This is a genomic window from Actinosynnema sp. CS-041913 (genome assembly GCF_050942485.1).
GTDB lineage: Bacteria > Actinomycetota > Actinomycetes > Mycobacteriales > Pseudonocardiaceae > Actinosynnema.
Genome location: NZ_CP192037.1, coordinates 2079820 through 2106146, shown reverse-complemented (window position 1 = coordinate 2106146; position 26327 = coordinate 2079820). Strand labels below are relative to the sequence as shown.

General features: G+C 66.1%; 18 protein-coding genes. 4 read left to right on the top strand and 14 right to left on the bottom strand.

Annotated elements, in window-relative coordinates; genetic code table 11:
• Window positions 1–402 precede the first annotated feature (402 nt).
• Complete coding sequence (locus tag ACQPZF_RS10435; protein ID WP_433270671.1) at window positions 403–858, bottom strand: hypothetical protein; 456 nt, start codon at window positions 856–858, stop codon at window positions 403–405.
• A 256-nt stretch (window positions 859–1114) separates the two neighbouring features.
• Here ACQPZF_RS10435 and ACQPZF_RS10430 point away from each other — a divergent pair, with 256 nt between their 5' ends.
• Window positions 1115–1417, top strand: coding sequence for a hypothetical protein (locus tag ACQPZF_RS10430; RefSeq protein WP_433270669.1), 303 nt, complete (start codon window positions 1115–1117; stop codon window positions 1415–1417).
• A gap of 838 nt (window positions 1418–2255) precedes the next feature.
• Here ACQPZF_RS10430 and ACQPZF_RS10425 read toward each other — a convergent pair.
• The 3 genes from ACQPZF_RS10425 to ACQPZF_RS10415 form a co-directional block, all read right to left on the bottom strand.
• Entirely contained in the window at window positions 2256–2444 is a 189-nt protein-coding gene (locus ACQPZF_RS10425) for a hypothetical protein (protein ID WP_433270667.1), read from the bottom strand.
• A gap of 857 nt (window positions 2445–3301) precedes the next feature.
• A complete protein-coding gene (locus ACQPZF_RS10420) occupies window positions 3302–3442 on the bottom strand; it encodes a hypothetical protein (protein WP_433270665.1) in 141 nt (46 codons plus the stop codon).
• Window positions 3424–3717 (bottom strand): hypothetical protein, encoded by a 294-nt coding sequence (locus ACQPZF_RS10415; protein WP_433270663.1) that lies wholly within the window; start codon window positions 3715–3717, stop codon window positions 3424–3426. Before ACQPZF_RS10415 ends, ACQPZF_RS10420 begins: the two co-directional genes overlap by 19 nt.
• Window positions 3718–4023: 306 nt before the next feature.
• On the opposite strand from ACQPZF_RS10415, the gene ACQPZF_RS10410 reads away from it, so the two are divergent.
• Entirely contained in the window at window positions 4024–6531 is a 2508-nt protein-coding gene (locus ACQPZF_RS10410; protein WP_433270661.1) for a P-loop NTPase fold protein, read from the top strand.
• A gap of 163 nt (window positions 6532–6694) precedes the next feature.
• Here ACQPZF_RS10410 and ACQPZF_RS10405 read toward each other — a convergent pair whose 3' ends face one another.
• The 6 genes from ACQPZF_RS10405 to ACQPZF_RS10380 all read right to left on the bottom strand — a co-directional run bounded on the left by ACQPZF_RS10405 (window position 6695) and on the right by ACQPZF_RS10380 (window position 13805).
• Window positions 6695–7237, bottom strand: coding sequence for a transposase family protein (locus ACQPZF_RS10405; RefSeq protein ID WP_433274518.1), 543 nt, complete (start codon window positions 7235–7237; stop codon window positions 6695–6697).
• Between the two features lie 218 nt (window positions 7238–7455).
• Entirely contained in the window at window positions 7456–8718 is a 1263-nt protein-coding gene (locus ACQPZF_RS10400) for a pentapeptide repeat-containing protein (protein WP_433270659.1), read from the bottom strand.
• Between the two features lie 1157 nt (window positions 8719–9875).
• Window positions 9876–10190, bottom strand: coding sequence for a hypothetical protein (locus tag ACQPZF_RS10395; RefSeq protein ID WP_433270658.1), 315 nt, complete (start codon window positions 10188–10190; stop codon window positions 9876–9878).
• A 10-nt stretch (window positions 10191–10200) separates the two neighbouring features.
• Entirely contained in the window at window positions 10201–11394 is a 1194-nt protein-coding gene (locus ACQPZF_RS10390) for a hypothetical protein (RefSeq protein ID WP_433270656.1), read from the bottom strand.
• Between the two features lie 393 nt (window positions 11395–11787).
• Entirely contained in the window at window positions 11788–12213 is a 426-nt protein-coding gene (locus tag ACQPZF_RS10385) for a hypothetical protein (RefSeq protein ID WP_433270654.1), read from the bottom strand.
• Window positions 12210–13805 (bottom strand): tetratricopeptide repeat protein, encoded by a 1596-nt coding sequence (locus ACQPZF_RS10380; protein ID WP_433270652.1) that lies wholly within the window; start codon window positions 13803–13805, stop codon window positions 12210–12212. Before ACQPZF_RS10380 ends, ACQPZF_RS10385 begins: the two co-directional genes overlap by 4 nt.
• Window positions 13806–14481: 676 nt before the next feature.
• Here ACQPZF_RS10380 and ACQPZF_RS10375 point away from each other — a divergent pair.
• Window positions 14482–15693, top strand: a complete 1212-nt coding sequence (locus ACQPZF_RS10375) for an ISAs1 family transposase (RefSeq protein WP_433261511.1) — start codon at window positions 14482–14484, stop codon at window positions 15691–15693.
• A gap of 297 nt (window positions 15694–15990) precedes the next feature.
• On the opposite strand, the gene ACQPZF_RS10370 is transcribed toward ACQPZF_RS10375, so the two are convergent.
• From ACQPZF_RS10370 to mobF, 3 genes are all read right to left on the bottom strand, one after another.
• Window positions 15991–16293: a hypothetical protein gene (locus ACQPZF_RS10370; RefSeq protein WP_433270650.1), complete on the bottom strand. Its 303-nt coding sequence runs from the start codon at window positions 16291–16293 to the stop codon at window positions 15991–15993.
• A gap of 175 nt (window positions 16294–16468) precedes the next feature.
• On the bottom strand, window positions 16469–18448 hold the full coding sequence (locus tag ACQPZF_RS10365; RefSeq protein ID WP_433270648.1) for a substrate-binding domain-containing protein: 1980 nt from the start codon (window positions 18446–18448) through the stop codon (window positions 16469–16471).
• 1333 nt (window positions 18449–19781) lie between these two features.
• Window positions 19782–24197 carry a MobF family relaxase gene (gene mobF, locus ACQPZF_RS10360; protein ID WP_433270646.1) on the bottom strand — a complete coding sequence of 1472 codons (4416 nt, stop codon included), beginning with the start codon at window positions 24195–24197 and terminating at the stop codon, window positions 19782–19784.
• 228 nt (window positions 24198–24425) lie between these two features.
• On the opposite strand from mobF, the gene ACQPZF_RS10355 reads away from it, so the two are divergent.
• On the top strand, window positions 24426–24740 hold the full coding sequence (locus ACQPZF_RS10355) for a hypothetical protein (protein WP_433270644.1): 315 nt from the start codon (window positions 24426–24428) through the stop codon (window positions 24738–24740).
• A gap of 262 nt (window positions 24741–25002) precedes the next feature.
• Here the strand turns inward: ACQPZF_RS10355 and ACQPZF_RS10350 are convergent, their stop codons facing one another.
• Entirely contained in the window at window positions 25003–25920 is a 918-nt protein-coding gene (locus ACQPZF_RS10350) for a hypothetical protein (protein WP_433270642.1), read from the bottom strand.
• Window positions 25921–26327: the final 407 nt, after the last annotated feature.

Genomic DNA, 26327 nt, shown 5'->3' with positions numbered 1-26327 from the left:
CCATGCTGCTCGGACTGGCCTACCAGGGCCTTCGCGCTGCTACGTGCCCCTGAGCGACCGGGATAAGGACGTAGAGATCCTGGCGCTACGGCACCATATCACCGTCCTGCAACGCCAACTGGGCAACGCCCGACCGCGCGGTTCTTCCCCGGCGACCAAGAATTCCTCGCGGCACTGCTGCAACCATCCGCACCGTCCGGCTCCTAGTGCTGCGCCACACGGGAGAACCCCACCTGAGGCTACCGCCGCATCCGCGGCGAACTCCTCATGCTCCGCATTGAAGTCGCCGCGTCTCCGGTATGGCGGCCCCTCCGCCAGCCGCAGGTTCCGCGTCCGTGGCGCACCACACACCCGACCGCGCCATGGGTCACCAAGCCGCCAGGTATCTCCACGAACAACGACTCAGGAAGCCAGTAAATCAAAATGGAATCCTACGGCAATTAGCACGACCCCCGTCCACCTGAATGCCTGCGCCGGTCGATTGCTGTCGAGGATTTTGACAATCAAGTTCACGGTCAGGATAAACAAGAACGGGACACCAGGGGTCGACACTGCCACTATTGCCGCCAAGACAGCCGAGGGGAACCCCTTGCCCGAGACGTAAGCCCAGCGAGCGAACAGCAATGAAAGGTAAAACCCTGCTGCACACAGGGTGAGGAGAAAAAATTCTTCTGGATACGATTCCTTCCGCGAATCTATCGACTCGCCCGGCTTGAGCGCGCGGTATCTGCCGGTGAAGCGCCTGCCGTAAGTCGCGAGCTTTCGCAGCCGGTCGGGGCCCGCTATGTCGAGCAGCACCGTCAAACCGCCCATGAACGCTGCGAACTTTCCCGCGCGTCCCCAGTAGAGAATGGCCAAGAAAGAATAGCGAATCCGTCAAGTTTTTCGCCGGACAACCAGAGCGACCAGGCCTCAACGAGTTCGACGTTCTGCATGTAACCCATCGTAGCGGACGGTGGATTCCGCACGACGAGTACAGGTGGAACGGCATGACATCGGAGAAATGAATTCCGAATCAAGCTTCCATTAGGGCTTGTCGGGTTGAGTGACGGTATGTGCGGGTGCTGTGATCTCTCGGCGGGCGACTCCGGAGGAGAAGTCCCAGATTCGCCCGGTGACCGAGAACTTCGCCGCGCGGAGATGTCCGGCGGATTCGCCCCGTCATGACCGGCGGGCGAAGGGCAAGCTGTATCTGCATGGGTGGTTGTCGGATGGTAGGCGCAAGTCGATGCAGGCACTCGGCGAAGCCCGCAAGGCCGTCGAGACGATCCGCGCCGCCGAGAGCACATCCGACAACTCGAAAGCCCGTCGGGATCGTGACCAGTGCGAGCGCTGGGCCTTCCTCGTCGAGGACGTCTTCTTCCTGCTCAGTAGAGCCGCACACGACGATCCCGGCACCACCGAGCACTTCGTGTGACCCGCGAGGACGTACTTGCCCTGGTCACCGCCACAGCCGGTCTGCTAAACCGGCGCTTCGAACGCGCCGGACAGTAGAAGCCGCAGCGGCCACCATCGACGCCCGAGGGGGTCTGACGCCAGGAGTCGGCTCACCAGAAGCGCTGGTCAGCCGAGGTGCAAGCGAGGCGTGTGCAGCCGAGCGTGTCCGAACTTCAAGTGACAGGTGAGGCGTTGGCCTTGTTCGCGGTGCCAGGCGGGGGTCAGCGCCGGGTTGGCCCGCGCGGGCTACGGCGTGGTCACCGCGATGGCCATCGGCGGCGCGGCGAGCTCGACGGCTTTTCGAGGCGTCCAGGACAGTGGCGTCGGCGAGTTCTCCGGCGTACGGGCCTACGTTGTGGATGCTGGGACCGGCGCGGTGATCGGGGCCGTGATCGGCGGCACTGTCCGGATCTTCGGCGGACCGCAGGCGCTGGGGGCGTCACGACCGAACCCGAACCTGGTGCACTTCACCAACCCGGGAGCGCAGCAGGCGATTCTGGCGACGTCGGAGTCCGGACAGGCCATCGGGCAGTTGCGGGGAGGCACCGGGATTTGGGCCCTGACCGACGACGCCCTCAGGCAGGCGCCATGGATGCGTGCGACCCGGACGACGATGCCGATCAGCACGGCTCAGGCGCCAGTCGCGGTACCGGCTGCGGCGGCCGGTCAGTTCAGCAGGGCCGTGCCGGTGGGGCCGCTGTCCGCGTACCAGTACGCCATGGGTGTCTATCGAGCGCCGGCTGGCGCGATCTCGATGACCACCGGTGAGTTCACCGCAGCGGCTGGGATATTGCCGAACATCCGTGGCCTGATTTTCCTTACGGCGTGGACGCTGCTGTCTGGCTCAGTGCGGCGATGCTGTCCGGACCGCCGTCCGCCACGGCGGAGGAACGCGGGATTCGCACGCTCCTGCCCGGTTTCCCGGCCCCGATGCGGACCGCGATCGAGGGCCAGACCTCGGTGATCGAGTCGACCAGGACCGACGGCCCGTTCGTGATGCTGCCCAAAGTTGTCAACCCCAGGCGGCGATCGCCGGAGCCGAGGGAGGCTACGACCCGGTCGCCCAGGTCTGCTCCGGGCCGGAGAGCAACCAGTCCGAGCAGCCGCAGCAGGCTCTTACACCACCTGCGGTCATCTACGTGGCACCGTTCTGGCCGCTCACGGAGCAGGAAGGCGGTTAACTTGGTCGGTTCTTCGTCGTTGCGACGTGGATCTTGCAAACTCCGCGACATTCGCTCATGCCGCGGAGCGAGCGTTCGAACCCTCGGGTGCTCGTGCAGTGAGGGCGGGTCGATGTGCGACCAGAGCGTCTTCACCCGTAGGAGATCGACGGGCTGGAATTCGCCGGCAGCGGCGTGACCGGGCCGGTGCGCACGATCGGCCGCCTCGTGGCCTGCCTCGGCTTGAACCCCCGCCGGTTCCTCGGACCCGACCGAGCGAAGAGCGCAGCTCGTGAGATGCAGTTTCCGCGCCATCCAACGGAGGTCGAGGGCCTATCGGAGGCCAGTGGCGGCGGCATTGCCTCCTGTCGGTTGGTGATCTCGGTACGTGCCGCCGCCCTGGCCGGACCTCGGGCAGGGCGGCGGCCCCTGCGCGAGATCGTTCTGCGGAGGACCGGACCTCGGGCAGGAGCACCAAAGGATGGGAACAGTGCTGACCAGCGGGTTCGCGTCGGCAGCCTGGTGGTGGAGTCGAGTTTCAGATTGTCCGCCCCCGAGTAGCACCCGATGGGGCGGGCTCCGGCCCGTCCCGCGTGGGTGCATTGGACGTGAGTCCTGCGCTGTCCTGTAGACGTCGGAGGAAGCAGAGTTGCAGGACGTTGCCGGACCGGAAGTCGAGGTGTGCGCGACGACCGTGGCGATGGTCAACGCGATGGCGCGAACGACTCGGTCGTCGGCAACCAGCCGTACCTCAACAATCTCCCGCCGTCCATCCCGAACCTGTCCACCACCAGGAACGCCTTGCCCAGCTCGTTGAGGGTCAGCTCTAGCCGCCAGAAGTCCACCTCGTCGACGCCGTGGCGTAGGGCCGCAGGCCCTGTGCAAACCTGCCGCTGCGCCACTCGGCGAAGTCCTCGGCGACGAAGCGGTCACCCTCGTTGTCGTAGATGACGCACTCGGCCTCGTACTGGTCGTACTCCGCGTTCTCGTAGGTTTCTTCGTGCACCTGGACGTCTGGCCACGCGAACAGCCGCGGCACCACCTCGGCGTAGCTCGCCATGCCGAGAAACACGCCCCAACTGGCCAGCTCCTCGGGCTTCTCGCCGTCCTCGTGGTCCACGCCCAGCGAGATGGCAGGAGGCGGGATCAGGGTTACCGACTGCCGGCACGACCGACCACCGGGCCAGGGTCGGGAGTCCGCCTACTTCGCGGCGTGTCGTGGGACCCATGAACTGCCTGGGCGCTGCCCCTCGTCGCCGGGGTGAAGGACTGCAAGACGCACAAAACAAGTTCGACATCGGAGCGGCCCTGCGACGTCTGAACATACCGTCGGAGCCTGATCTCGGTTACGCAGAGCCGCTCCTCGCCGATATGGCTTGTGTTGTCGCACGCGAGGAGTGGTCGGATGGCTGGCAGACGCAGGGCGTTGCTGATCGGTGCGAGCAACTTTGCCCACAGCCAGTTGGCCCCGTTGCCCTCGTCGCGGATCGGCATGATGGCGCTGGCGAAGGTGCTGGACGACCCGCAGATCGGCGGTTTCGACTCGGTCGAGTTCCACAGCGACGGTGCCCTGAGCGAGGTCACCCGCGCGGTCGAGCGGCTCGTCGAGACCTCGGAGCCCGACGACCTGCTCCTGCTCTACTACATCGGGCACGGGTTCCTTGCCGACAACGGCGATCTCCGACTGGCTGTCGCGGACAGCGACCCCGGCCTTCAGCAGAGCACCCTCGCCGCAGACAGGCTGGTCACCATGGCGCACACCGGGCCAGCGGGCCAGGCGGTGATCATTCTCGATTGCTGCTACTCGGGTCTCGACCTAGGGAAATGGTCCCGCGGAGTCGGCCGCACGTACGGCAGGTCCGACCTGTGGGTGTTGTCGTCGTCCGGTGCGACGGAAGTCTCCTACGACCGCCGGATCGACGTGTCCGACGACCCAGATCAAACAGGCTCGGTCTTCACCGGTATTCTGGTGGACGGGCTACGCAGCGGAAGCGCCGACCTCGACGGGGATGGACTCGTCCACATCGACGAACTGGCCCAGTACGTGCTTGTCGAGGTGCGGAAGCTCGCCAACCAGACCCCGGTGCTGGTCCAGTCCGCGTCCGGTCGCGCACTCATCGCCCGGGTGCCAACGGCCGAGCCTCAACCGCCAACGAGGCGTGCGGTCGGGATACGAGGCTACGGCGATCGGCCCGCCACCGAGGACCTGCTGCGCCGACACGGGATGCTGCAGGCGTTCCGGGCACTCGTCATGCCGCAGAACAATGTGAGGGGCGAGGAGTACGCAGGCCCGACGGTGATTGCGTTGGACGGTGCGTGGGGGGTCGGCAAGACCTCGGTGATCGACCTCAGTGCAAAGCTGCTGAAGCACGGGCCGAGGTTGGACGTCCCGGCCGAGAAGGTCGGCCGGATGAGCGTGTGGGAAGCCCGTAAGGCCCTCGGTGGGCGAGGAGATGCCCTGTGGACCGAGAAGATGGTGCCGAGGGTGAGCGAGAACGGCATGCCGTCGCTGGTCACATCGAGGTTCGAACCGTGGGCGCACCAGACTGGCGAGCAGGTGTGGGCCGGGATCACCAGGACCCTGCTCGGGGTCGTGAACGAGAGGTTCCTCCGCGACGACAAGGTGATCGAGAGATACTGGTTCCAGCGCAACATCGAGCGCGTCGATCGGGCACGGCTGCGGCGATCCCTGTTGAAGGAAGCCGCCTCGCCGCTGTTCGCGGTGGCGCTTCTGGCTTTGCTGACACCGATCATCGCGCAAATGGCCCGGTCGACCGACGTCTACCGAGTCCTGGGATTGACCGAGGTCATGGGCGCCAACATCGCGTGGATCATCGTCGTGGTCGCACTGGCAGCCGGCACCGGCAATCTGATCTGGCGCTACCGCAGACCCGCCGCCGACTACCTACCTGCGGAACTGTTCGTCGGCCCGATCAACAGTACCGCGTTCGCCGACAACAACGGCGACGAGGCAGTGCGAGACCCCTACCGCAACGCCCGCTCGGGCTATCTGTATCTGCTGCAACACGACGTCTTCGCGGCATTGGACGACATGAAGGAGGCCGGACACCACATCGTGCTGTTCGTCGACGACCTCGACAGGTGCTCGTCCCGCACGACAGCCGAGGTGTTCGAGGCGATCAACCTGTTCGTGAACCGGACGTTCCCCGTCACCAGGTTCGTGCTGTGCCTCGACAGCGCAGCGGTGGCGGCGCATCTGGACGACACGTATTCGGCGTTGCGGGACAAGCCGCTCGACACCGACGACCCCAGCCCTGGCTGGAGCTTCCTGCGCAAGCTGATCCAGTTGACGATCCCTATCCCGGCGATCTCACCGGACGTGCTCGACGACCTGGTCGACCAACTCCTGCCGAAACCCGTCACCCACGCGCATGCTCAGACCGCCACAGCGCAGGCCACGGCCGAACCCGCTCAGGGAACCACAGACCCCGGCCAACAACACACCTTCACGACGATGTTGCCGAACGAGGCGAAGACGACTGCGGCCATGGAACTGCTCGAACACGACGACGAGGTGCGGGCACGCATCCTCGAACGGCTGCGCGACCAGCCCGTGCGCTCGGTGCGCGAGGTGAAGCGCATCCTCACCGTGTGGCAGTACTTCGTGCGAGTGCTGATCGTACTGCGGACCGCACAGCCCGTGTCGGTGCAGGAGGCCAAACAGCTTGTCGTGCTCGCCGAGATCAGTGCGCGGTGGCCCGCCGCCCAACGTACGTTGCACCGCAGCGTCGATGGCAAGTGCGGGCTGGAGTCACTCGCCGCCGTCGTCGACAATGACCTGGAGTGGGCGCAGACGCTGCGAAAGCTCGGCCTGCACACCGGGCCCCACGAGAAATGCGTAGCCGGGCTACGGGAGTTGTTGCGGCGATACAACGGCGTCCGTCTGGCCGAACTGGCAGCCGAGCTGCACTAGGTCGCAACAGCGGACCTCCCAGTCACACCTGATGCTCTCCAGTGGAGAGCGCGCCCACCCCGGCGACCAGTCGCCCATACCAGCGGTGGCGGTGGCGGTCCAGCATTTCGTGATCCGACGAATATTCGCTCGTGCCTCGATGCGGGTACCTACGAACGTCCGCTCATGCCGAGATGCGGACGTTGATGGGGCTGCCGTGGTGCGTTGGGTGCAGGTCGTGAGTCGGCGGCGTGCGGGGAGCGTTGAGCCGCTGCGGAGTCGACGAGCGGGAGCCGGCCGGTATCGCAGATGCCTGGTGGGCCCTGCTCGATCTGGTGCTGCCCGGTTCGCCCTGCACCCCGGGTGGGGGCGGGTGCCCGGGGTGCTGCCGTTGTCCGGTCGACGACACGCTTCTCGATTGTGTGGACGGCGCGATGCGCCGCAGCACGTCCCGCAACTGCACGCTGCGACGCCCGTACCGGACAGTCAGACCATCCACCTGCTCGCCGAATATCCGTCGGCCACAACCACCGTTGGTACAGAAGAACCGGCGAACCTCCAAATACAGCAGCACTTCCTGCCCGGCAGTAGCCAGGTCGGCGACCTTCCGTCGGTAGTGGCTGTGCACGCGTGCCGACTCCGTTCCACATTGCGGACACGATGCCGTCCCCGCTGTTGGCTTGGCATGCAACGTGATCGACGCGCCCGACCGATCAACCCGGTCCACACGCAAAGCCGACAGATGAGGAAACAGCACTGTGAACAACTCGACGGCAAGCACACACCATGATCAACTGCCATGGATCGTGGCACCCCGTTGGGTGGCGGCTGGGACGCCGTGGTTGCCGGGCCGACTCTCCCGCACACAAGGTTTGTAGATGTGTTTGAGCCGTTTCTGTTCTGCGCCGACGCGTGCAACGGTGCCCAGTGTACGCTCGTGATGGTCTACGTCATCTTTACGCCAGCAGCCCGCCAGTCAAACCCCTCCGGCCACTTCGTAGATTCATCAGCCCGAGCGCCAGAGAACCTTGCCGTCTTGATTCCAGAGTCCTTAAACTTTTCAGGCCGTCCCGTTAGGCCCAGGAAGAACCCACTGTAATCGCTGACGAGATCGGCGCCACGAAGGTCGGCACCGCGAAAATCAACTCCGACAAGATGCACCTCCTTGAGTCTTGCTCCGCGAAGATCCGTGTCACGAAGATCTGCTCCGCTCATGAGTGCCATAAAGAAGCTCGCTCCGCGAAGATCCGCACCTCGCAGGTTCACCCTCTGGAGGTCCGCCGCCTTATATACGCGATCCCCCTCGGAAGAGGCCTGAGATTGGTCCTTGACCTCTGCGCCGCTGAGGTCGAGTCCGCTGAGGTCGAGTTCAGGATCGTCAACCGTCGCGTTACGGCGCATGAGGACCGAAAGTGCCGCGTGTACCTCAGGGGCGCGAGCATGCAACGCTCGCGGCGGCCCTGTGGTGGGCTCGTTTGACCGCTGGCTACGGCGTTGTATATAAGCAACCAGAACTTCAGTAACCGTCAAACGATTGTCCGGTGCTTGCTGAGCGATTTGCTCCAACCCGTAGATGCCGCCGATCTGGACTTCGAGTCTATCGCTGCCGAGTTGGTCGATCGCGCGAGTAAATCGCTCGCTGGCTAGCCCTTGCCGGGTCAGCTCTTGGCTAGTTGTCGCCTGCTGACGATCCTCGGTAAACTGCTGGAAGGCAAGCACGGCCCCGACCAGGACGGCCGTGCCAGCTACAGCCTGCAACGCTGTGGTGCGCACTTCGTTTTGGCGTTTGAGTCGAGCATCGACGAGTTCTATACGGTCCCGCCCCTCGAGAGCTTTCAAGCTCTCGACCGACAAAGGTGGAGCGAGTCGGCGCGGCAGAACCAAGACCCACGCCGCCATCAGCGCCCCAATGCCTGCAAGGATCAGGAACTGCATTACCCGAAGTGGGCCAACAATAGCCACGAGTCCCGACAATGCGACGGAGACGAATAGTGCGAGCATAATGCGACTGGTGAGCCGAGGCCAGAGGCGTCTAACGTGAGGATTGACCAACACGGTGACACCGAGTGCGGCGGCCAAAGGCCATATCCATTTAGCTTCGACGAACTGTCCACCTGCATTACGAAAAATCCTGATTAGATCCTCTGCCTCCAGGACAGCGGCACCTAGCAACGCTATCAACCATATTTTGACTACTTCGCGGTGCATAATCTGATGTCCTCCGTGTTGTCGAGGCGCTTACCCCACTGACTCTCCCACACAGGCGACTATGACAGACCGGCCTGCTGTCGGCGACTCCGCTGGCTTCAAGCCTGGGCGCCGCTCTTCGAGTCGACGCTGGACGACAACGAACGGGTGCTGGAACCCGACCACCCAGATACGCCTGACTACGCGGAAAAACCTGGCTGGTGTCTATCAATCGATGGGTGGCCTCAAGGCAGTCACGCTGTACGAGACGTACGCTTGCCCATGCTGAGCAGACGCTGGGACTTGACCACTCCCAGGCCAGGAAGATCTACTCAAACATCGAGGCGCAACGAATAACCGCCCCTGATCCGCCGCGTTCGTTCCACTATCGGTCACAACAAGCCTGGGATCCTCCACTTTGAGTAGAGTCCGGCGGGTTCGTGGTGAAGTCACGGGTCATGCCGACCTGGTGTAGCTGCCGAGTTTTGTCGGGTCCGCGCGGGAGATTCGCGTTCCGATGTTGAGGTCATCGTGGTCGACTCGAGTCAGCTCCGCACTGCGGGCACGCCGCCGTCCGCGTCGGCCTCGCAAGCAGCACGACCGAAGCACCGGTCCGGACGGTTACTCCACACGCAGAGCGGACAACTGGAGGGATAACACAGCGATCACATCAGCGACAACCACATGAAATGATCAACATGCAAGATCACGACGCGCGTGGCACTCCTCGCCGGGCTGACGTTGTCGCACAGCAACGGTCCGACCGAGGGCTGCGTGAATCGGTTGAAGCTGATCAAGCGGGCCATGTTCGGCCGTGCGAGCTTCGGTTCCCTCCGCCGCCGCGTCCTGGCCCGAACCTGAATGGCCTAGCGGCGTCATCGAATGTGTGTCAGAGCCCTATTCAGAGAGCGCCACCAACAACCCCACTCCCAGCACCGCAACGCACCACACCACCCCAGCGGAGGGATGGCGGCGCACAGGCCCGTCAGCCTGTCGAGAACGGCAGCACGCGGCCGAGGAACCGCTCGCCCACTGCCACCCCACCCGCCAAGCCCACCCGACTGACGCCGTACAGAGATCCCTTTCGCGCCGCAACGCACTGTCATGCCGCGAAGCGGGCGGTCTGGGGTGCGGCCTATGTTTACGATTGTTCTACCTGGCTGGTCTTGTTGGTCTTGTTAGGCGGGGAAGGCGCGTCCCGCGGTGTCGAGGAGTTGCTGGCCGGCTTGGTCGAGGGGGTGCTCGTCGCCGATGGCGCGGAGCACGTAGGCCTGGGTGCCGGGCAGGTCGGTGAAGGCGGCGCGTAGCTCGGCGACAGCGGCGTCGTCGATGGTGGCGATGGTGAGGACGGCGGAGAGAAAGGTTGCGTCGAACAGGCGAGTGTCGACGACCTCGGCCTGCCAGCGGGAGAGCCGGGCGGCGCGTTCCTGGACGGCGGCGAGGTCGAGGCTGGCCAGGGTGGTGGGGCGGAACCGGAGAATGATCCGGGGCATGCCGCTCCTTCTAGGGATGCGTGAGGCTGCCGCCGCGCAGCACGAACATGATCAATTCGACTCTACGGCAGCTCGGTTGGGGGCCGGGGGCGGGGCATTCGGTTGAGCCCACGCCACGCACGGCGATGAACTGGCCGGCGCGCACGCTACGGCCGATCAGGTTCGCCTTGATGTTCTCGGCTCGGGAGCGGGAGACCCGGTTGTTGACCGCGGCGGAGCCGGACTGGTCGGAGTGGCCGATGACGTCGGCCTCCACCCCGGCCTTCCTCATGAACGCAGTCGCGACGCGGAGCTTGGCCGACTCGGCCGGAGGGAGGGCCGAGACCCGGGTCGAGTTGTTCGGGAACTCCGCGAAGATGATCCGGGCGATCGATTCACCGTGATGTGGATCGGCGAACAGCCCGCGCAGCTCGGCGGCGGGGATTCCGTGCTCGGCCGAGATCGCGTTCTCGATCATGACGATGGGGTCGTGGCTGGGCCGGCCGCCGTGGCCCGACGGCGGACCGGTTGGATGCGTGCCGGCGGCGAACAGCCGAGCGTGCCCGCACATCTCGTGTGCCAGGACCCGCCAGTTCTGGTACATGCTGCGGCGGGAGCTCCGGTTCCAGTAACCGTACTCGACGGCGGAGAACCCTGAAGGGACGGTCACGGTCCGGCTCGTGGGGTCCGTGTGCGGCCAGTCGGAGTCGTCGACCACGATCGTCCAGGTGATCGGGGCGCCGAGTGGTGTGGCGAGCTGGTGCATGGTGCACAGGCAGTCGCAGGACAATGGCGTGCCGCCGGCCAGTGGGGCGCGGCAGGCTCCACTGACCGGTTCCACCTGGGTGCCGGAGACCTTGAAGTCCGAGCAGAGCGACCTGACGTACCCGTCGATGATCGTGGCGTTGGTAGTTCCGGCGGGTGCGCCGGGCGGGGTGGCGGTCGGATCGTGCACCTGTACCGCTCGCTGGACGGCGGGCGCGGGCTTCACGTCATCGTCGTGGCAGCCGCATTCCTCGGGCGGCACCTGGCCGCACCGTTGGACCGGCACCGTGCGCTGCGCACCGGCCGCGACCAGCATTCCCACCGCCGCGTTCCCGACGACTCGTTGCAGCTGTGCCGCCGTGTGGGTGGTCAGCACGGCGGGCGGTGCTGCGGCCGCCCTGGTGACTCGGACCGCAACGCCCACCGGCTCCGCGATCAGGTCCGTACGGACTGTACCCATTCGTCCATGGTCCCCCATATCACCAGGTCCATGGGGGTAGAATATGGTTACCCGTACGGGCAGACGACCGTTGTATGCGTCTGAGGCGGGGCTCCGCCGAGCGTCCCCGCTCCCCGAATGTCCGCTTCTGCCGAGATGCGGATGTCTGGAAGCTGTCGTCGGCCAGTTCGTGAGGCCCTCGGGCTGCGCCTGGGTGACCTCGACGCCGAACGTTGCGAAGTCCGGCTTCATGAGAAGGGAAGGACCGTGCCCTGGTATCCGGACAGCTCGCCACCCTGCGCAGCCCCCGGTGGGGAACTTCGGTCGTCTGATGCTCCACTATGCTACTTGAACCGCACGAAGCGGTACTGCCTCGTGTTTCAGTAAGCACACTAAAGAACATCGATTCCCACTCTACGGTTCGTTCAGTTCTTCCCGCGACGAGGGTGGTTTTGATGCGATGTCCCTCAATGCAAGCTCGACACTAAAGTAGTCAATTCGCTCGATGCGAGTTCCATCTGAATGCGTCTCAATCTCCTTTCGCATGACAATTCCTTTAACCTCCTGGGTGTAACGCCCACCCGGTCTCGCCTTAGACTTCGAGTCAGGGTTGGTAAATGTTAGGACAGTTTCACGAAATCGTGTGCCAACTCGGCCGCCTCCGCCGTTGGTCGTTGTTGCGACCAAGAATCCACTTGTCACCGTCAGAGCCGCAACCGCGAGCCAAGATAACAGGTTGCCCTTCAGATCGGTCGCCACATTGATGGTGATCCCAAGCCCTGATGTGACAAGGGCGGCTCCGATGGCCCTTGCCAGCGGCTTTCCAAACACCGCATTCATAGCTGCCCTCGCGCGTGCGCCAGACCGCTACGGATCGATTTCGTTATGGGGTGATCGGTGCCGAGGATTCGTTCGGTGTCGGAGAGAGTTCGTTCGTACAGCGCGATCGCTTCATCGAGACCGCCTGTCGCTACGTACGCATATGCCAAGTTGCTGCGCGCTGCCAACGTGTCGGGATGCTCCGCGCCCAGGATGCGTTCGGACTCAATCAACGCTTGCTCGTGCAGTGAGACGGCCTCGCCGTAGCGCCCCACATTCTGGTACGCGCCAGCAAGATTGTTGCGGGCGGTCAAAGTCTGTACATGCTCCGGGCCGAGCACTCTCTCACGATCGGCGAGCGTCCGCTCGTAGAGCGATATAGCCTCATCCCAGCGGCCCATAGCCTGATAGACGCCAGCGAGATTGTTCCTCGATGTTAAGGTATCCGGGTGATCCGAACCCAGAATCCGCTCGGAATCGGTCAGCGTTTGCTCGGAAAGCGCCCTTGCCTCATCGTAGCGGCCGATGTTTTGATACGCGGCCGCCAAATTACTCCGCAATGAAAGTGTATCCGGGTGTTCCGGCCCCAGCGCACGCTCCGAATCAGCCAGTGCCCGCTCATACATCGAGATGGCCTCGCCTGGCCGCTCGGTTGACTCGTACGCATATGCAAGATTGTTTCGAGCGACGAGGGTCGTTGGGTGATCGGTGCCGAGGATTCGCTCGGTGTCGGAGAGAGTTCGTTCGTACAGCGCGATCGCTTCATCGAGACGGCCTGTCGCTACGTACGCATATGCCAAGTTGCTGCGCGCTGCCAACGTGTCGGGATGCTCCGCGCCCAGGATGCGTTCGGACTCAATCAACGCTTGCTCGTGCAGTGAGACGGCCTCGCCGTAGCGCCCCACATTCTGGTACGCGCCAGCAAGATTGTTGCGGGCGGTCAAAGTCTGTACATGCTCCGGGCCGAGCACTCTCTCACGATCGGCGAGCGTCCGCTCGTAGAGCGATATAGCCTCATCCCAGCGGCCCATAGCCTGATAGACGCCAGCGAGATTGTTCCTCGATGTTAAGGTATCCGGGTGATCCGAACCCAGAATCCGCTCGGAATCGGTCAGCGTTTGCTCGGAAAGCGCCCTTGCCTCATCGTAGCGGCCGATGTTTTGATACGCGGCCGCCAAATTACTCCGCAATGAAAGTGTATCCGGGTGTTCCGGCCCCAGCGCACGCTCCGAATCAGCCAGTGCCCGCTCGTAGGACAGGATGGCTGCATTGACTACCGAAGCCCGTTCACCGGCGATTTCTCCAACCGTAAAGTGTCGAGTGCCGCTGCCGAACACTGTGCCGACGTCGCCCAGCACTGCTCCGGTGTTGGCGATTGCAGATGATCCGTGAGCGTGCGTACGGTCTGTCCAACCGACCGTATCTGGAGAACCTACGTGCCCCTGCAACCGCCGTTTCCGCCAACCGGCCAATGCGAGCACAACACTGACGGTCGCGACAATTGTAGAGACCAAGAACCCTATCAGGCTTGCCAGTCGATCCGCTCGCTCAAGCCCGTTTGCGTAGAGCACAACGATGATCAGAACCAAGATGACGATCACCGAAACCGGCACAGCCCAGAAAATGATCCTCCGTGGAAGACGCACAGCTTTACCCTCGCTTATCCATCAGGGCGTGTGATGCGAAAGAATCAGGCGAGCGGACTCCACAAATTTCAAGATGAAGATGACAGCAAGAACCCGACTGGGCACCACAGCGGCGCGCAGCAACATCCGCATAGATCACCGATCGCATCACCACCTGATCGGACACAGCTTGCGACGTCATCGCGACCAGCAGACCGCCGGTATCCCAGACACCTGCGGCGACCGCCCCACCTCCAGGCGCGAACACACCCCATTTCCGCCTGAAGGGCCACGGAAATCTCATGCCGCGTTGATCCTCATCCATGACCTCGGTACTCGCCCCGGCCACATCCACCAGCGGCCATCGCGCCGCCGCCCATCGCCGGCACACCGCCTAGATCGGACTGCTCGCCGGGCCCCCGAGTCGGCCGCACTCGACCTCGACAAAGCAGCCTCGCGACACATCACGAACCGACCCACCCACAGCCTGCGCCAACCTGGCACACCCCTGTCCTCAGGGCGATTGCGTAGTCAGAAAGCAAGGCTCTGAGCTGCGAGTTTGCGGAGCGAAGGGCCTTCATGGAGGCGGGAGCGGCAGGTGAGACCGCATCGGTGATCATGGAGTTGCGACGCTTCACGACTCCGAGGAAGACCTCACCCGCCGATGACATCATCTCTCATCACCGCACTGACCGTCACCACACCCACCCTTGACCGGCTACCAGCGCCCGTCGCCGACGGCGAGCATGGCGGTCTGCTGGACGCTTTGGCGAAGGTCCCGGACCCGCGTGACCCGCGCGGGATCCGTTACCCACTGTCGGCATTGCTCATGATTGCGGTCTGCGCGGTCCTGGCCGGGGCGTCGTCCTTCGCGGCGATCACCGACTGGATACAGGATCTCGACAGCGATGCCCGTGGCCGGCTCGGTTTCGAGCGCATCCCTTCCGGCACAACGATGTGGCGGCTGCTGACCCGCCTCGACGCCGACCTGTTGGCCACCGTCCTCGCCGGCTGGCTCACCACCCGCGCCCGGCGATCACCGCCGGTCCGTCCACGCCGACACCGCCATGTCATCGCCGTGGACGGCAAAACCCTGCGCGGCGCCCGCCTCGACGACGGCCGACAGGTCCACCTGCTCTCCGCCCTGGACACAGACACCGGCATCGTCCTGGCCCAGGTCACCGTGAACGCGAAGTCGAACGAGATTCCAGCGTTCACCCCGCTTCTCGACGCCGTCCACAGGGTTGTGGGCACCCTGGAGGGCGTGGTGTTCGTCGCCGACGCACTGCACACCCAAGCCGGCCACGCCCACCAGGTCGCCACCCGCGGAGCCCACCTGATGACCGCGGTGAAGGGCAACCAGCCGACATTGTTCACCCAACTGAAATCCCTGCCCTGGCCCAAGATCCCCGTCGGGGACCGCACTCGCGACCGAGGTCACGGACGCCGCGAGACCCGCACCGTCAAAGCCGTCACCCCGCACACTCCCGGCGGCATCGCGTTCCCCCACGCAGAGCAGGCCGTCCGGATCACCCGCAGCCGCACCACCGGCACGAAGACCACCCGCGAAACCGCGTACTTCACCGTGTCCCTGCCCGCCGGCGACGCCCTGCCGGTCGATCTGCAGGACTGGATCCGCCGCGAATGGCTCATCGAGAACCAGGTCCACCACGTCCGCGACGTGACGTTCCGTGAAGACTCCCACCAAGCCCGAACCGGCACCGGCCCCGCCGTCATCGCCACTCTGCGCAACACCGCGATCGGCTGGCACCGCACCAACGGCCACACCAACATCGCCCGCGCCCTCCGACGCGCCAACCGCCGATCACACGACCTGATCACCGCCGTGACCAGCAGCTACTCCACAACGCAATGACCCTGCCCCTGTCCTCAGACCCCGCCAACACCCACTCCGAACCTTCGACGCTCTCCGCCTGACCCGCCACCACAACCAACTTCGCCGCTGGGTACAACGCACAACTGCGGACACAGCGAGTTCGAGATCAGTCGAACATCCGCTCATGCCGCCGAGCGGGCGGCCCGATGATCGTCCGCTTCTGCCGAAATGTGGACGTTTGGGCGACTGCGTGGAGCTGCCGTTCAGGCCGTCACGCGGAGTCTGGTGAACGTCGCAGGTGTTGCGTCGGGCTGTCTCATGGCCCTGGCTGACGAGTCAGCGGAGGCGGCGGGAGATGAGGTCGCGGGTGGCGGGGTTGAGGTGGGTGACGACGAAGGTGTTGAGGCGTTCGGGGTCGGGTTCGACCCGGCGTGCGTCCTCGTGGTCTTCCCAGGTGTCGTAGTCGCCGGGGTCGGCGGCGGTGATGACGCCGATGCCGTGGGCGCGCGCGGCCTCGGCGACGGCGGCGACCGCGTCCTCGTTCCGGCACCACCACCGCCCGAACGTCGAAGCGGAGGAGGTGGTGTCCGCGCGGTGGACCCACGGTGGGTTCCGCCCACCGGCATCTGACGCGGCCATGACGGATCAGGCCGTGTCGGGCTGCCGTCCACACCTCGGCGTTGCCGCGGCTGCGCGGGCTCTGCCCGTCGGGTGCTGTTCGGTTGTCGGCCGACGTCGGCCGGCTCACGAGCCGGGATTGGTTCGCCTCCGACGGTTCGAGTGCTCCTGACCGCCATCGGGAACCCACAGCCGACTACGTGATGGCGTTGACAGCGTCGAGGACTCTGTTCCGGAGTTGGGTGGGTAGTGGCACGTGGTCGGTGTCGGCAAGAGCGGCCGGGTCGTGGGTGACGGCCACGGTCAGGAACGCCTTCACCGCTCTGGCGGTGTCCGGGTCGTAGCCCTTGGAGCAGACGATCCCGTAGGTCGTGAGGATCAGTGGATAGGCATCGGTTTCGGGCGATGCGTACAGCGCGTCGAGGTCGAGTACCAGGTCGTTGCCTTCACCCGCGCGGACGTTCTTGATCGCCCTGACGCCCGAGAGGGCGGTCGGCCAGACCGGGCCGGTGCCGCTGTCCACGCCGGCGATCTGCAGCTTCCATTCCACGGCGACGGGCTGTTCGAGGTAGCCGATGGTTCCGTCTGCGGCGTCGATCGCGGCGGCGGCATCTCGGGAGTGCGGGAAACCCCAGGCGGTGCCGCTGGTGAACTCCGGGCCTCCGTGCGCGTGCCATGCGCTGGGCGCGGCGATGCCCAGGTACCGTTGAAGCTCCTCGGTCGTGCGCGACTGGTCACTGTTGTGGACCACGGTGATCGGCTTCGCCCGCAGCGCCTCGCCGCCGTTGGCGGCGGTGATGGCGGGGTCGTCCCAGGTCTTGATCGCACCGGAGAAGATCTTCGCGATGACCTCCGGAGTCAGGGTGAGGTCGTGGGTGGCGTCGAGTCTGTAGGCGATGGTCAACAGGTCGAACACGATCGGCAGGTGCCAGGCGGGGTTGCCGCCGCAGCGCCGGGAGGCCGCGTCGACCTCCCCCTTCTCCTTGTCCAGAGCCGAGTCGGTGCCGCCGAGGTCGCCGGCGCCGTCGAGGAACCGCTGGACGCCACGACCCCCGTCGGATGCGGTGTGGGTCAACCGGTGGCCCGGGCACCGGTTGCTGTAGGCGCGGGCGAACGAGCGCATCACGTCCGTCTGACCACCCGGGCCCGCCGCCTCCAATTCGGGCCTGCCCCCGCAGTCGGCAAGGTCGCGAATCCACGGGGTGATCGACGGTGGCTCTTCGACTGGTTGATCCAGCACCGGCTTCGGGTCGAACACACCGGACAGCGACAGCGCGACCAGGGCGACGCCCGAGAAGCCGACGACGGCGCAGGCGATCGTGATCGACTTGACGAGCGGGGACGTGCGCGACTTCGAGAATCGGGATGCCGATGGGGCTTGTACGGGCCCTGCGGTCTCCGCGCGACCGGGGCGTGGCTCGTCGTGTGGGGCACCCGCTTCGTCCCCTGCCGCTGGGACCGGCTCACCATCCTCGTTGTTTTCGGTTTCGCGGCTCGATCCGCTTCTCCGGTCGAAACGACGGGCGATCCACAGCAGACCTCCCGCGAAGGACAGGCCGAGCGCGGTGAGGACGGCGCCGACGGAAGCCAGGAAATCACGCATGCCGCCGCCGAGGTCCTTCACCGCGTTCGAAGCCGTCTGTTCGACCTTGAGGCGGACCGTGAAGATCTGCTCCGTCGTCAGCGGATTGTCGGAGTCCGCGCGCAGCGCGATCAGGTGGATACGCAGAATGTAGTCGCCGGGTTCATGCGGCTTGATGCTCCATGACCACGTGCCGACATCGCCCCGTACCAGTACGGGCTGGATCTCGGTGGAGGCCGGTGTGATGTCGCCGGGCATCGTCGACGTCAACTGCGCCTTGATCCTGGCGCCGATGCTCACCGGCTGCTGCGATGACGACGATGCGGACGGAGACCCCGGTGTCGACGGCCCTGGTGTCCCGGCCGCCGCGCACACGGAGGTCTTCTGGTGCGCGTCAGGCCCACACACGGCGACGGTGTAGTCGAACGTCCTCTCCGTCGGGACCCGTAGGTCGGTCCTGAAGACCGCGTACCCGCCGATCAGCTCCGCACGGTCGGCCATCGTCGCAGAGTTGAACTCTTCCTGCCCCTTCGCGGTGTCCTCACCCCCAGGTGCGTTGTTGTCGGAACCGCAGGCACCGACGATGTAGAGCACCAGGACGACAAAAAGAGACCCGGCCAGCGGTTTCTCCTGCGGGGAGACTTCACCTGCCCTCCTCGGGCCACGTGAGATCCGCACACCACGAACGGCGCCAAAGACGCTAGCACAGGGCCCGACACCCTCTATCCGACTGCTGCACCGTTATGCCCGGCCCCTACGCCCAGCACCCGACGAGCGTAACCCTCGACGTACTCGACCGGCCGGAGCCGAGCCGACCGGCCCGATCGGCGTACCCTGGATCCGGCCATTCCGGCGGAATTCCGGCAATGGTCCCCGCAAGAATACGGCGACGGTCGGAATAATTCCCCACGCCGTGGCACGCACAACGCCCGACAGTCCCACCGAAGGCCACCGGGAAGCCTGTCCGAGGCGAGCACCTGTCCACCGCCTTCACCGAGGTGGCGGGGCGGGTGCGGGTGGTGTTCGACAACCTGCGCCAGCTCATCGTCCGGGCCCTGCCCGCCAACGCGACCGAAGGCATGGTCACCCTCACCGTCATCCTGCGCGTGAACCCACGGCTGCGGCGTCGCGGTGACCGTCGGCTTGCAGATGCTGTTCACCTACGCGTCGTTCATGAACGCCCTGTTCCACACCGCACCCGGCGGCGGGATCGTGAGCGTTCGCCGTGGCCGTCCACCTCGTGGTCGAGGCCGACAAGTGGTGGCGGCGGATCCTGGTGTCAGCGCAGGCGACTTGAGCATGCAGCAACCGGCGCCGCGAGGTGTCGCTGTCGCGCTTGGGTGCCGGTGGTGTCGGTGGGAGCTTGAGCATGCTGCGGATTTTCGACGCGGCCACCCGATGGCCGAGTCGAGCAGCTCGCTCCGGATGCTGCGGTAGCCCGGTGCTGTGCCCCGCCTTCTGCTCGGGTAGATCAATCTCGACGTGAACAGGCGTCGATGCCCTCGCAGGATGGTGCACGGTGCCACCAATCGGTGCATGCGTAGTCGCTGGGGATTCGGCGCACCAGCGCGGCGAGCACCGCGCGACGGGCCCGGGCCAGCCGCGAGCGTGGATTCGTCCGCTGCAACACGACACCCTCATATCGCGGCACCAACAACTCGATGTACTTGGCCGTAGACCACAACTGCGAAGGACCGGCTAACCGTGGCCGGTGAGTTTCGTCCGCCGGAGAATGTGCCGGAGGACTTCTCACGAGAGGCGAGTCGACGCCACTGTGGTCAGCGCCGAGGAGGTTCTGCGGCTCGGCACATCGAGGACCCGGACCGTGCCAGACCCGGCGTAAGGGCGGCGCGTCCGCACCGGGCGAGACAATCCTCAACCTGACACGCTCGCTCCATGAGGGCGTCAGGGTGCCATGGACAGCGCCTCATGCCTTGAACCGGGGGCCTTCCCGGCCGGCCTGGGCACGCGGTGCCGGCTGAGTGCTTTGATCGACGGTCGCGCTCGCGCCGGTCTTCTTCTGGCTGACCCGGTTCAGGAGCCGTGCGGTGCGGATCCAGAGCGCGGATGAACGCCAGCTCGCCTCCTGGTCGGCAGTGGAGGTCGTGGCGTGGGCAAGGTAGGCGGCACTGGCGTCGGCCAGGTCTCGGAAGAAGTGGGGGCCGGGTACCAGTGCCGCGGGGTGGTCGTTCTCCGGAGAGGAGAGGCGGGCCGCGGCGATGGGAGTCGACTGTTCGGTCGGGGTTGGTTTGCTGCGGCGTAGGTGGCGTCCGGTTTCGGTGAGGCGGTTTCGCATCGTTTGGGCAGCGGATGTGGGTAGCGGGTTCGTGGTGGTGGGTTCAGCAGTTCGTGCGGGTGATGTGGGTAGCAGTGCGCCGAGCCGGTGGTGAAGGACTTTGGTCAAGGACTTCGCGGTGCGGGTTTCTCGTTCGGCGCGGGCCTCGGTCAGAGCGCTGATGGGATCGGCTCCGGTGTCGTCGATCTGATGCAGGCGTTGGGCCAGTGCGGGCCAGGCAGGGTCGGCGAGGATCGGGTCGGTGTGGTGTGGAAGTGCGTGGTGGAGCCATTGTGCGGCTTGGTGGTGGAGGTACGCAGTCGCCGCTTCGCGGATCTCGGTCTGGAACCGGGTCGAGGACGCCTGGGGTGCGAGGATGTCCGGGGTCTGACGTGGTGGCCTCTCTGTCGTGAGAGGGGAGCCGGATCCGAGGTGGTCCACGGTGGCTTCGAGTGCGCGGCGGGCGCGTTCGTGGGTTCCTCTGGCGGGTGGGCCGAGTGGTTCGGGGTCGGTGTCGGGGATGTTCCAGCGTTCTCGGAATGCGGCGATTTGGCCGACTGCGTCGAGCCATTGCGTGCGGGCGTCCGCTTCGTGTGGTGGTTTGACGTGTTGAAGCCATGGTGGCGGTCTGGTTGTGGTGGTGTGGGCGAGTTCTTCGACACGGTGTGCGATGGAGTGGTGTTTAGCGTGCAGCCAGTGGAGAAGTTCGGTGTGTTGCTCGTCTGGTGCCGGTCGGTCGGGTGGTGGGGGTAGCCAGATCGGGACTGATGGCCGGTCCGGGTTGGGATGGAGGGGTGCGGGTTCGAGGTGGTCGAGATGTTGGGTGAGGCGGTGGTGGAGGACTTTGGCGATGCTTTCGGCGGTGTCGAGTTCACGACTGCCGGCGTTGGTAGCCAGGATTTCGGCGGGGTTGTGGCCGGTGTCGTGGATTTCGTGGAGTACGGCTTGGAGTGCGGGCCAGGCGTCGTCGGTGAGGATGGCGTCTGCCGACTCCGGGAGGGCGTCTTCGACCCAGTGTTCGGCTTGGGTTTCGGGGTCGGTGCCGTGGTAGAGCAGGAGGGCGTGTTCGTATTCGGGGACTTGGTGGTCGAGCCGGTGCGGGAGTTCTCGGGCGTCCTGCTGGGTTTCGGTGGCGGTCTTCTCGGTGCCGTCGTTGGTGAGGATGGTGACGAAGGCGGCGTCGGCGGGTCGTGTCTCGCGGTGGCGGTAGTAGAGGTCCCCGGGGAGGACTGGTGGTTCGTCGGGTGTGAGGACTGGGGTGGTGTCGAGGTAGAGGTGGTTCTGGTCGGTTCCTCGGGAGAGGGCGACGGTGGCGAGTTGTCTTGTGGCGTGGGGTGAGAGGTGGGCGTGGGCGATGTCGACGTTGATGCCTTGGGTTCTGTGGATGGTGGCGGCGTAGCCGAGTTCGACGAAGTGGGCGACGTAGTGGGCGGGCAGGGTGATGGTGCCTTTGTGTGTGAGGTGGCGGGCTTTGAGGCTGCCGTCGGGGTTGACCCGCCGCACGGTCCACAGGTCGCCGTTTTTGACGTGGTCGGTGAGACGGGGGCGTAGGTCTCGGCGGTTGAGTCGGGTGACGATGGTGTCGCCGCGGCCGGCGTGGTTTCCGTCGCGGAGTGGGATTCCGGTGGGGTCGACGTGGCCGGTGGCGCGGAGTTCGGTTTGGGCGCGGGCGGAGAGTTCGGCGACGATGTCGTTGGTGTCGGAGGACATGATGGTGGCGTGGCCGTTGTCGTGGCCTGCTCGCCAGGCGGTGTAGAGGTCGTCGAGTACCGCGGCCCGGGGGCCGCCGTGGAGTCGGTGGTGTTTGGTGTACCAGGCGATGGCGCGGCGGTCGCCGACCCGGACCTGGAGGACCGCGCGGGCTTCGGCGGGGTCGCGGAAGCGGTGGACTTCGGTGAGTTCGACGCCGCCGGTCCGGGTGTGGATGAGGCGGAGTACGCCGCCTGCTTCGACGGCGGCGAGTTGTCGGTAGTCGCCGACCAGGCGGACCACGGCGCCGCGTTGCGCGGCGAGGGCGCGGATGTGGTCGAGCATGAGGGTTCCGGCCATGCCGGCTTCGTCGACCAAGAGCATGTCGGCGGGTCGGATGTCGACGGGGTGGTGGTGGCGGTGGGCGGTGACGAGGCTGTGGATGGTGTCGGCGGGGATGCCGAGCATGTCGCCGAGCACGCCGGCGGCGGCTGCGGAGGGGGCGAGTCCGATGACGCGTCCGCCGGTGGTGCGCCAGACTTCGGCGACGGCGCGCATGGCGGTGCTCTTGCCCGTTCCGGGTGGTCCGATGGCCACGGCGAGGGCGCGGCCGGAGGTGACGAAGCTGCGGACGAGGTCGCGCTGACCGGGGTTGAGCGTGATCCTGTCGCGGCCGTTGGCTTTGCGGTCGAGACGTTTGAGGACCTTGTTCACCACCGTGTCGGTGACGGCGGGGCCGTGGTGGATGCGGGCGGCGCCGACCAGGCGTTGTTCGGCGTCGAGGATGGTGTTGCTGGTGTAGCGGGCGAATCCTCTGCGACGCAGGACGGACTCGCCGTTGGCCCGTCGCAGCATCGCCGGTGCGGGGTCGGGGGTGATGTCCAGCTTGACGGAGTCGTGGTCCAGGGCGTGGTGGACGACGGCTTCGCGGAGTGCGGTGTGCTCGTGTTCCGAGCCGGGTCGGATGCCGCGCAGGGCACGTTCGGCCTCGGCTCGCACGTGGTAGACGGTCCAGGTCGCGCGTCGTTCCGAGACGGCGTGGATGACGGTGGCCGACAGGGTCGGGATGTCCACGGGGTCTGGTGTCGGGGTCGTCGGGGTCGTCGGGGTCGTCGGGGTGACGGCGGCGCGGACGACGGTTCGGATGTCGAGGTCCGGGCGCAGGTGTTGTGCGCGACGGGTCCAGTCGGCGAGTTGGTCGCGCAGGCTGCGCAGTCCGGTCTTGTCGGGGCGGTCGGTGGTGGCGGCTTGTTGGGCGAGTTTGAGTTGGATGCTGCGGGATGGGGTGCCGTCGTGGGTACGCACGTAGCGGGCGACGAGTTGGTCGTAGATGGTTTCGACCTGGGTGCGTCGTTGGGAGAAACCGGCCACCCACTCGGCGGGGATTCCGGCGATGTCGCGGACGGGGCGCTTGCCGAGGCCTCGTGGGGTGGTCGTCCACCGGACGTTGAGCCGGTTGGTGACTCCGCGTTCCCAGGCGGCGTTGTAGACCTCGGAGGCGGAGACGGCGGCGTGGTGGAGTTGGCGTGAGTCCAGGGTGCGCCACCGGCCGTCTGCGCACAGCGCGACGTTGGCGACGGCGACGTGGGTGTGCAGGTTGGGGTCTCCGGCGCGGGATTCGCGGTGTACGAAGGCGGTGGCGACGAGGCCCGCGGTGTCGATCTGGGCGATGCCGGCCTTGCCGGCGCGGCTGAACGCGGCTTCGTGTTCGAGGTAGGTGATGGCGGTGCGGACGGCGTCGTGGTGTGCCTGTTCGAGCGCGGTGCGGGTGTGGTGGTCGCCGAGTGCCCAGAGGATGTCGGCGGTCTTGGTGGGTTGGCTGAAGACCAGGTCGAATCCGGAGACGGGTTGGCGGGCGCGGCCGAGTTCGTCGGTGATGTAGGTGCGGATCTCGGTGTCGGTCCAAGCCCGGTTCGGGTCGCGCAGGGACAGGAGGGCTGCGGCGACCTGTTCCTTGATGTCGCGTCGTTCTTGGATGTCGGGGCGGCGCTGGTGGGCTTGTTCGAACCGTTGGTAGGCGGCGCGGAGTTCGGCGATGAGCGGGATGTCGTTGTCGTATTGGGCGAGTCGACGTCCCAGTCGGACGTCGGCGAGGGCGTCGGTGACGCTGCTGCCCTGGGCGGTGGCGGCGGCGATGAGGGTGTTGGCCTCGGGGTGAAGGCGTTCGCCGTAGAGGGCCTGCATCTGGTCTTCGCGGACCTGGCCGCTGACGCCCAGGGCGGTGATGCCGGAGCCGATCCACTCCCCTGGCGGGTTGCCTTCCGCGTGGTAGTAGGCGGTGAGCGGGTCACGTCCGTGGCGTGGGGTGTCACCGGTGGCGATGTGGCGCAGGAGGTAGGTGTAGCCGTCGCCGGCGTGCAGCACCTTGAGCGCCATCATGTCCGGACGCTAGGCGGCCGGGGTGAGGGAAGTCGCTGTTCTGGCGGTGGATTCACGGGTCGGTGGGCGGGCCGCGCACTGCGTAGTGCCAGAGGTGTCTCTTGTGTCTTGTGCCCTTCCTGGACCACAAGGTCATAAGTGGGTGGGTGCGGGTTGGCGGATGGGTCGGACCCGTGAATCTGTGGCCTGGGAAGGGGGTTGTGTCAACGTGGCGCTTAGCGTGGGGCTATGAGTGGTACGTCGGCGAGGGTTGAGGCGCGGCGGCGGGCGCGGCTGGCGCAGGCGCGGCGGCGTGAGGCGTTGCGGGAGCATGAGAAGCGGGTTCGGCGGTGGGCTGATGCGTTCTACGAGCACGAGGAGTTCCGGGCGCGGCACGAGCGTGCGTGTGCGGCGTGTGTGGCGGAGCTGCTGGGGCTCGGGGAATCTATCGACGGGGTGGCGGCGCTGCTCGGGGTCGACGTGGGTCGGGTGCGCGCGCTGAAAGCGTTGACGCGACTGGACACGTCGCAGGATCCGGGCGTGCCGAAAGATGTGACCCGATGACCCGCACCGGATCGGTGACGTGGTGCCGGTGGTCGCCGATGGCGGGCGGGGTCGCTGGTTGCCGGTGCAGTGATGAGAAGGGGTGCGGTGTCCGTGACGAACGAGCGGGCGCGGCTCGATGTCCGGCTGGTCACGGTCGGGCGGGTGCGCCAGGGCGGCAGCCTTCGCCGAGGTGGGTGGCGCTCGATGCGCCGGCCACCTCGGCTGCACGTGCCGCCCTCCGGCGGCGGCCGAGACGGCGCGCCGCCGGGGGCGGGCGTGGTCAGGTGGTGGTCACCATCTGTTCGACTTCGCGGCAGTCGGCGCACAGTTCGGCGGTGGTGTCGCGTGGGTCTCCGCATTGGGCGCACCAGGTCGCTTCTCCACGCTGGTGGGTGGGCTTGGCCGGTGGCGTGGTGGTGGCGGGTGGTGGTGGGAAGGGGTTGCGGTGTACCCAGTCGGTGATCACGGCTCGGTCGGCGGGGGTGGCGTAGGCCTTCCACCAGCGGGCCAGGAGTGCTCGGGCGTTGGTGTAGGTGGCGGTGATGAACGCGCAGCGGGCTTGGACGGCGTCCGCGCGGGTGTGGCCGTCGGGGAGTGCGGGGATGCCGGGGCGGCGCTTGTCGTGGCATTCGCCGCACAGGCCGTCGTCGCTGGTGGCGCGGTGGTCGGCGGGGACGCGTTCCAGCCAGCAGCGCACGCACGGGGTTCCGCGCAGTGCGGGGACGGCGGCGCGGTCGTAGTCCAGGCCACTGGCGTAGACGGTGTCCGGTGGGGGTTGGTCGTCGACTCCGGCGCGGTCGGCGTAGTCGGCCACGACGGTGTCCTGCCGGTCCTGTTCGCGTAGCCGGGCGCGACGGTGGGGCGTGAGGACACGGCGGGCGTCGGGCCGGATCTCGGTGCGCAGGTCGCGTGGTGCGGCGTCGAGCCTGCGCCCTGGGCGGGGGTCGGGGGTGCGGCGGGGGGCGCGTTGGACGAAGGCTTCGCCGAACGTGGCGATGAGCGACCGGTCGGTGTCGCTGGTGGCGGACTTCCACCGGGCGCGGAGGTGGATGTCGGCGCGGTCGGGGTAGCGCTCGATGGTGTTCACGCAGTCGGCGACGATGCCGAACGTGTGCGGATCGAGCTCGTTCAGCAGGTGACCGGCGTAGCGCTTCGCGGTCGTGATGTCGCCACCCTGGACGGCGTTGACGATGTTCACCAGACAATCAGAGAAACTGGAATTCTCGGCCATGGGTTTCGGCTTTCTCGATACGGTTCGATGGTGCCGGGCTTGACGTTCCCGGCGTTTCCTGCTATTCGATCGTATCGAGCATTCCACTGTGGTGCAACCATTCGGAGCAACCCTTTCGGGTGCTTCCGGCGTATTCCTGTCTTTGCTTTTCGGTGACCATTGTGGAGGGGATTCCAAGAGGGGCGGCGCGACGACAAGGGCAGGCCCCCGGCCTGCCCGCTCTTGCCTGTCCGCGGGTCGGTGTCGTCATGTCACATCGCGTGCTTTGGCCGAAAGAATTTCAGCAAAATCCTTGGGGTGGGGGGCCCGAGGATTTTGTGCGCTGTGAAATTGTTTCGGACAGCGATTTGACATGACGACACCGACCCATACAC

Bases quoted from the DNA above. Each gene is read 5' to 3' on its own strand.
- ACQPZF_RS10400 (WP_433270659.1), bottom strand. From the start codon at position 8,718: ATGCACCGCGAAGTAGTCAAAATATGGTTGATAGCGTTGCTAGGTGCC.
- ACQPZF_RS10395 (WP_433270658.1), bottom strand. From the start codon at position 10,190: ATGCCCCGGATCATTCTCCGGTTCCGCCCCACCACCCTGGCCAGCCTC.
- ACQPZF_RS10390 (WP_433270656.1), bottom strand. From the start codon at position 11,394: ATGGGTACAGTCCGTACGGACCTGATCGCGGAGCCGGTGGGCGTTGCG.
- ACQPZF_RS10385 (WP_433270654.1), bottom strand. From the start codon at position 12,213: ATGAATGCGGTGTTTGGAAAGCCGCTGGCAAGGGCCATCGGAGCCGCC.
- ACQPZF_RS10375 (WP_433261511.1), top strand. From the start codon at position 14,482: ATGACATCATCTCTCATCACCGCACTGACCGTCACCACACCCACCCTT.
- ACQPZF_RS10370 (WP_433270650.1), bottom strand. From the start codon at position 16,293: ATGGCCGCGTCAGATGCCGGTGGGCGGAACCCACCGTGGGTCCACCGC.
- mobF (WP_433270646.1), bottom strand. From the start codon at position 24,197: ATGATGGCGCTCAAGGTGCTGCACGCCGGCGACGGCTACACCTACCTC.
- ACQPZF_RS10355 (WP_433270644.1), top strand. From the start codon at position 24,426: ATGAGTGGTACGTCGGCGAGGGTTGAGGCGCGGCGGCGGGCGCGGCTG.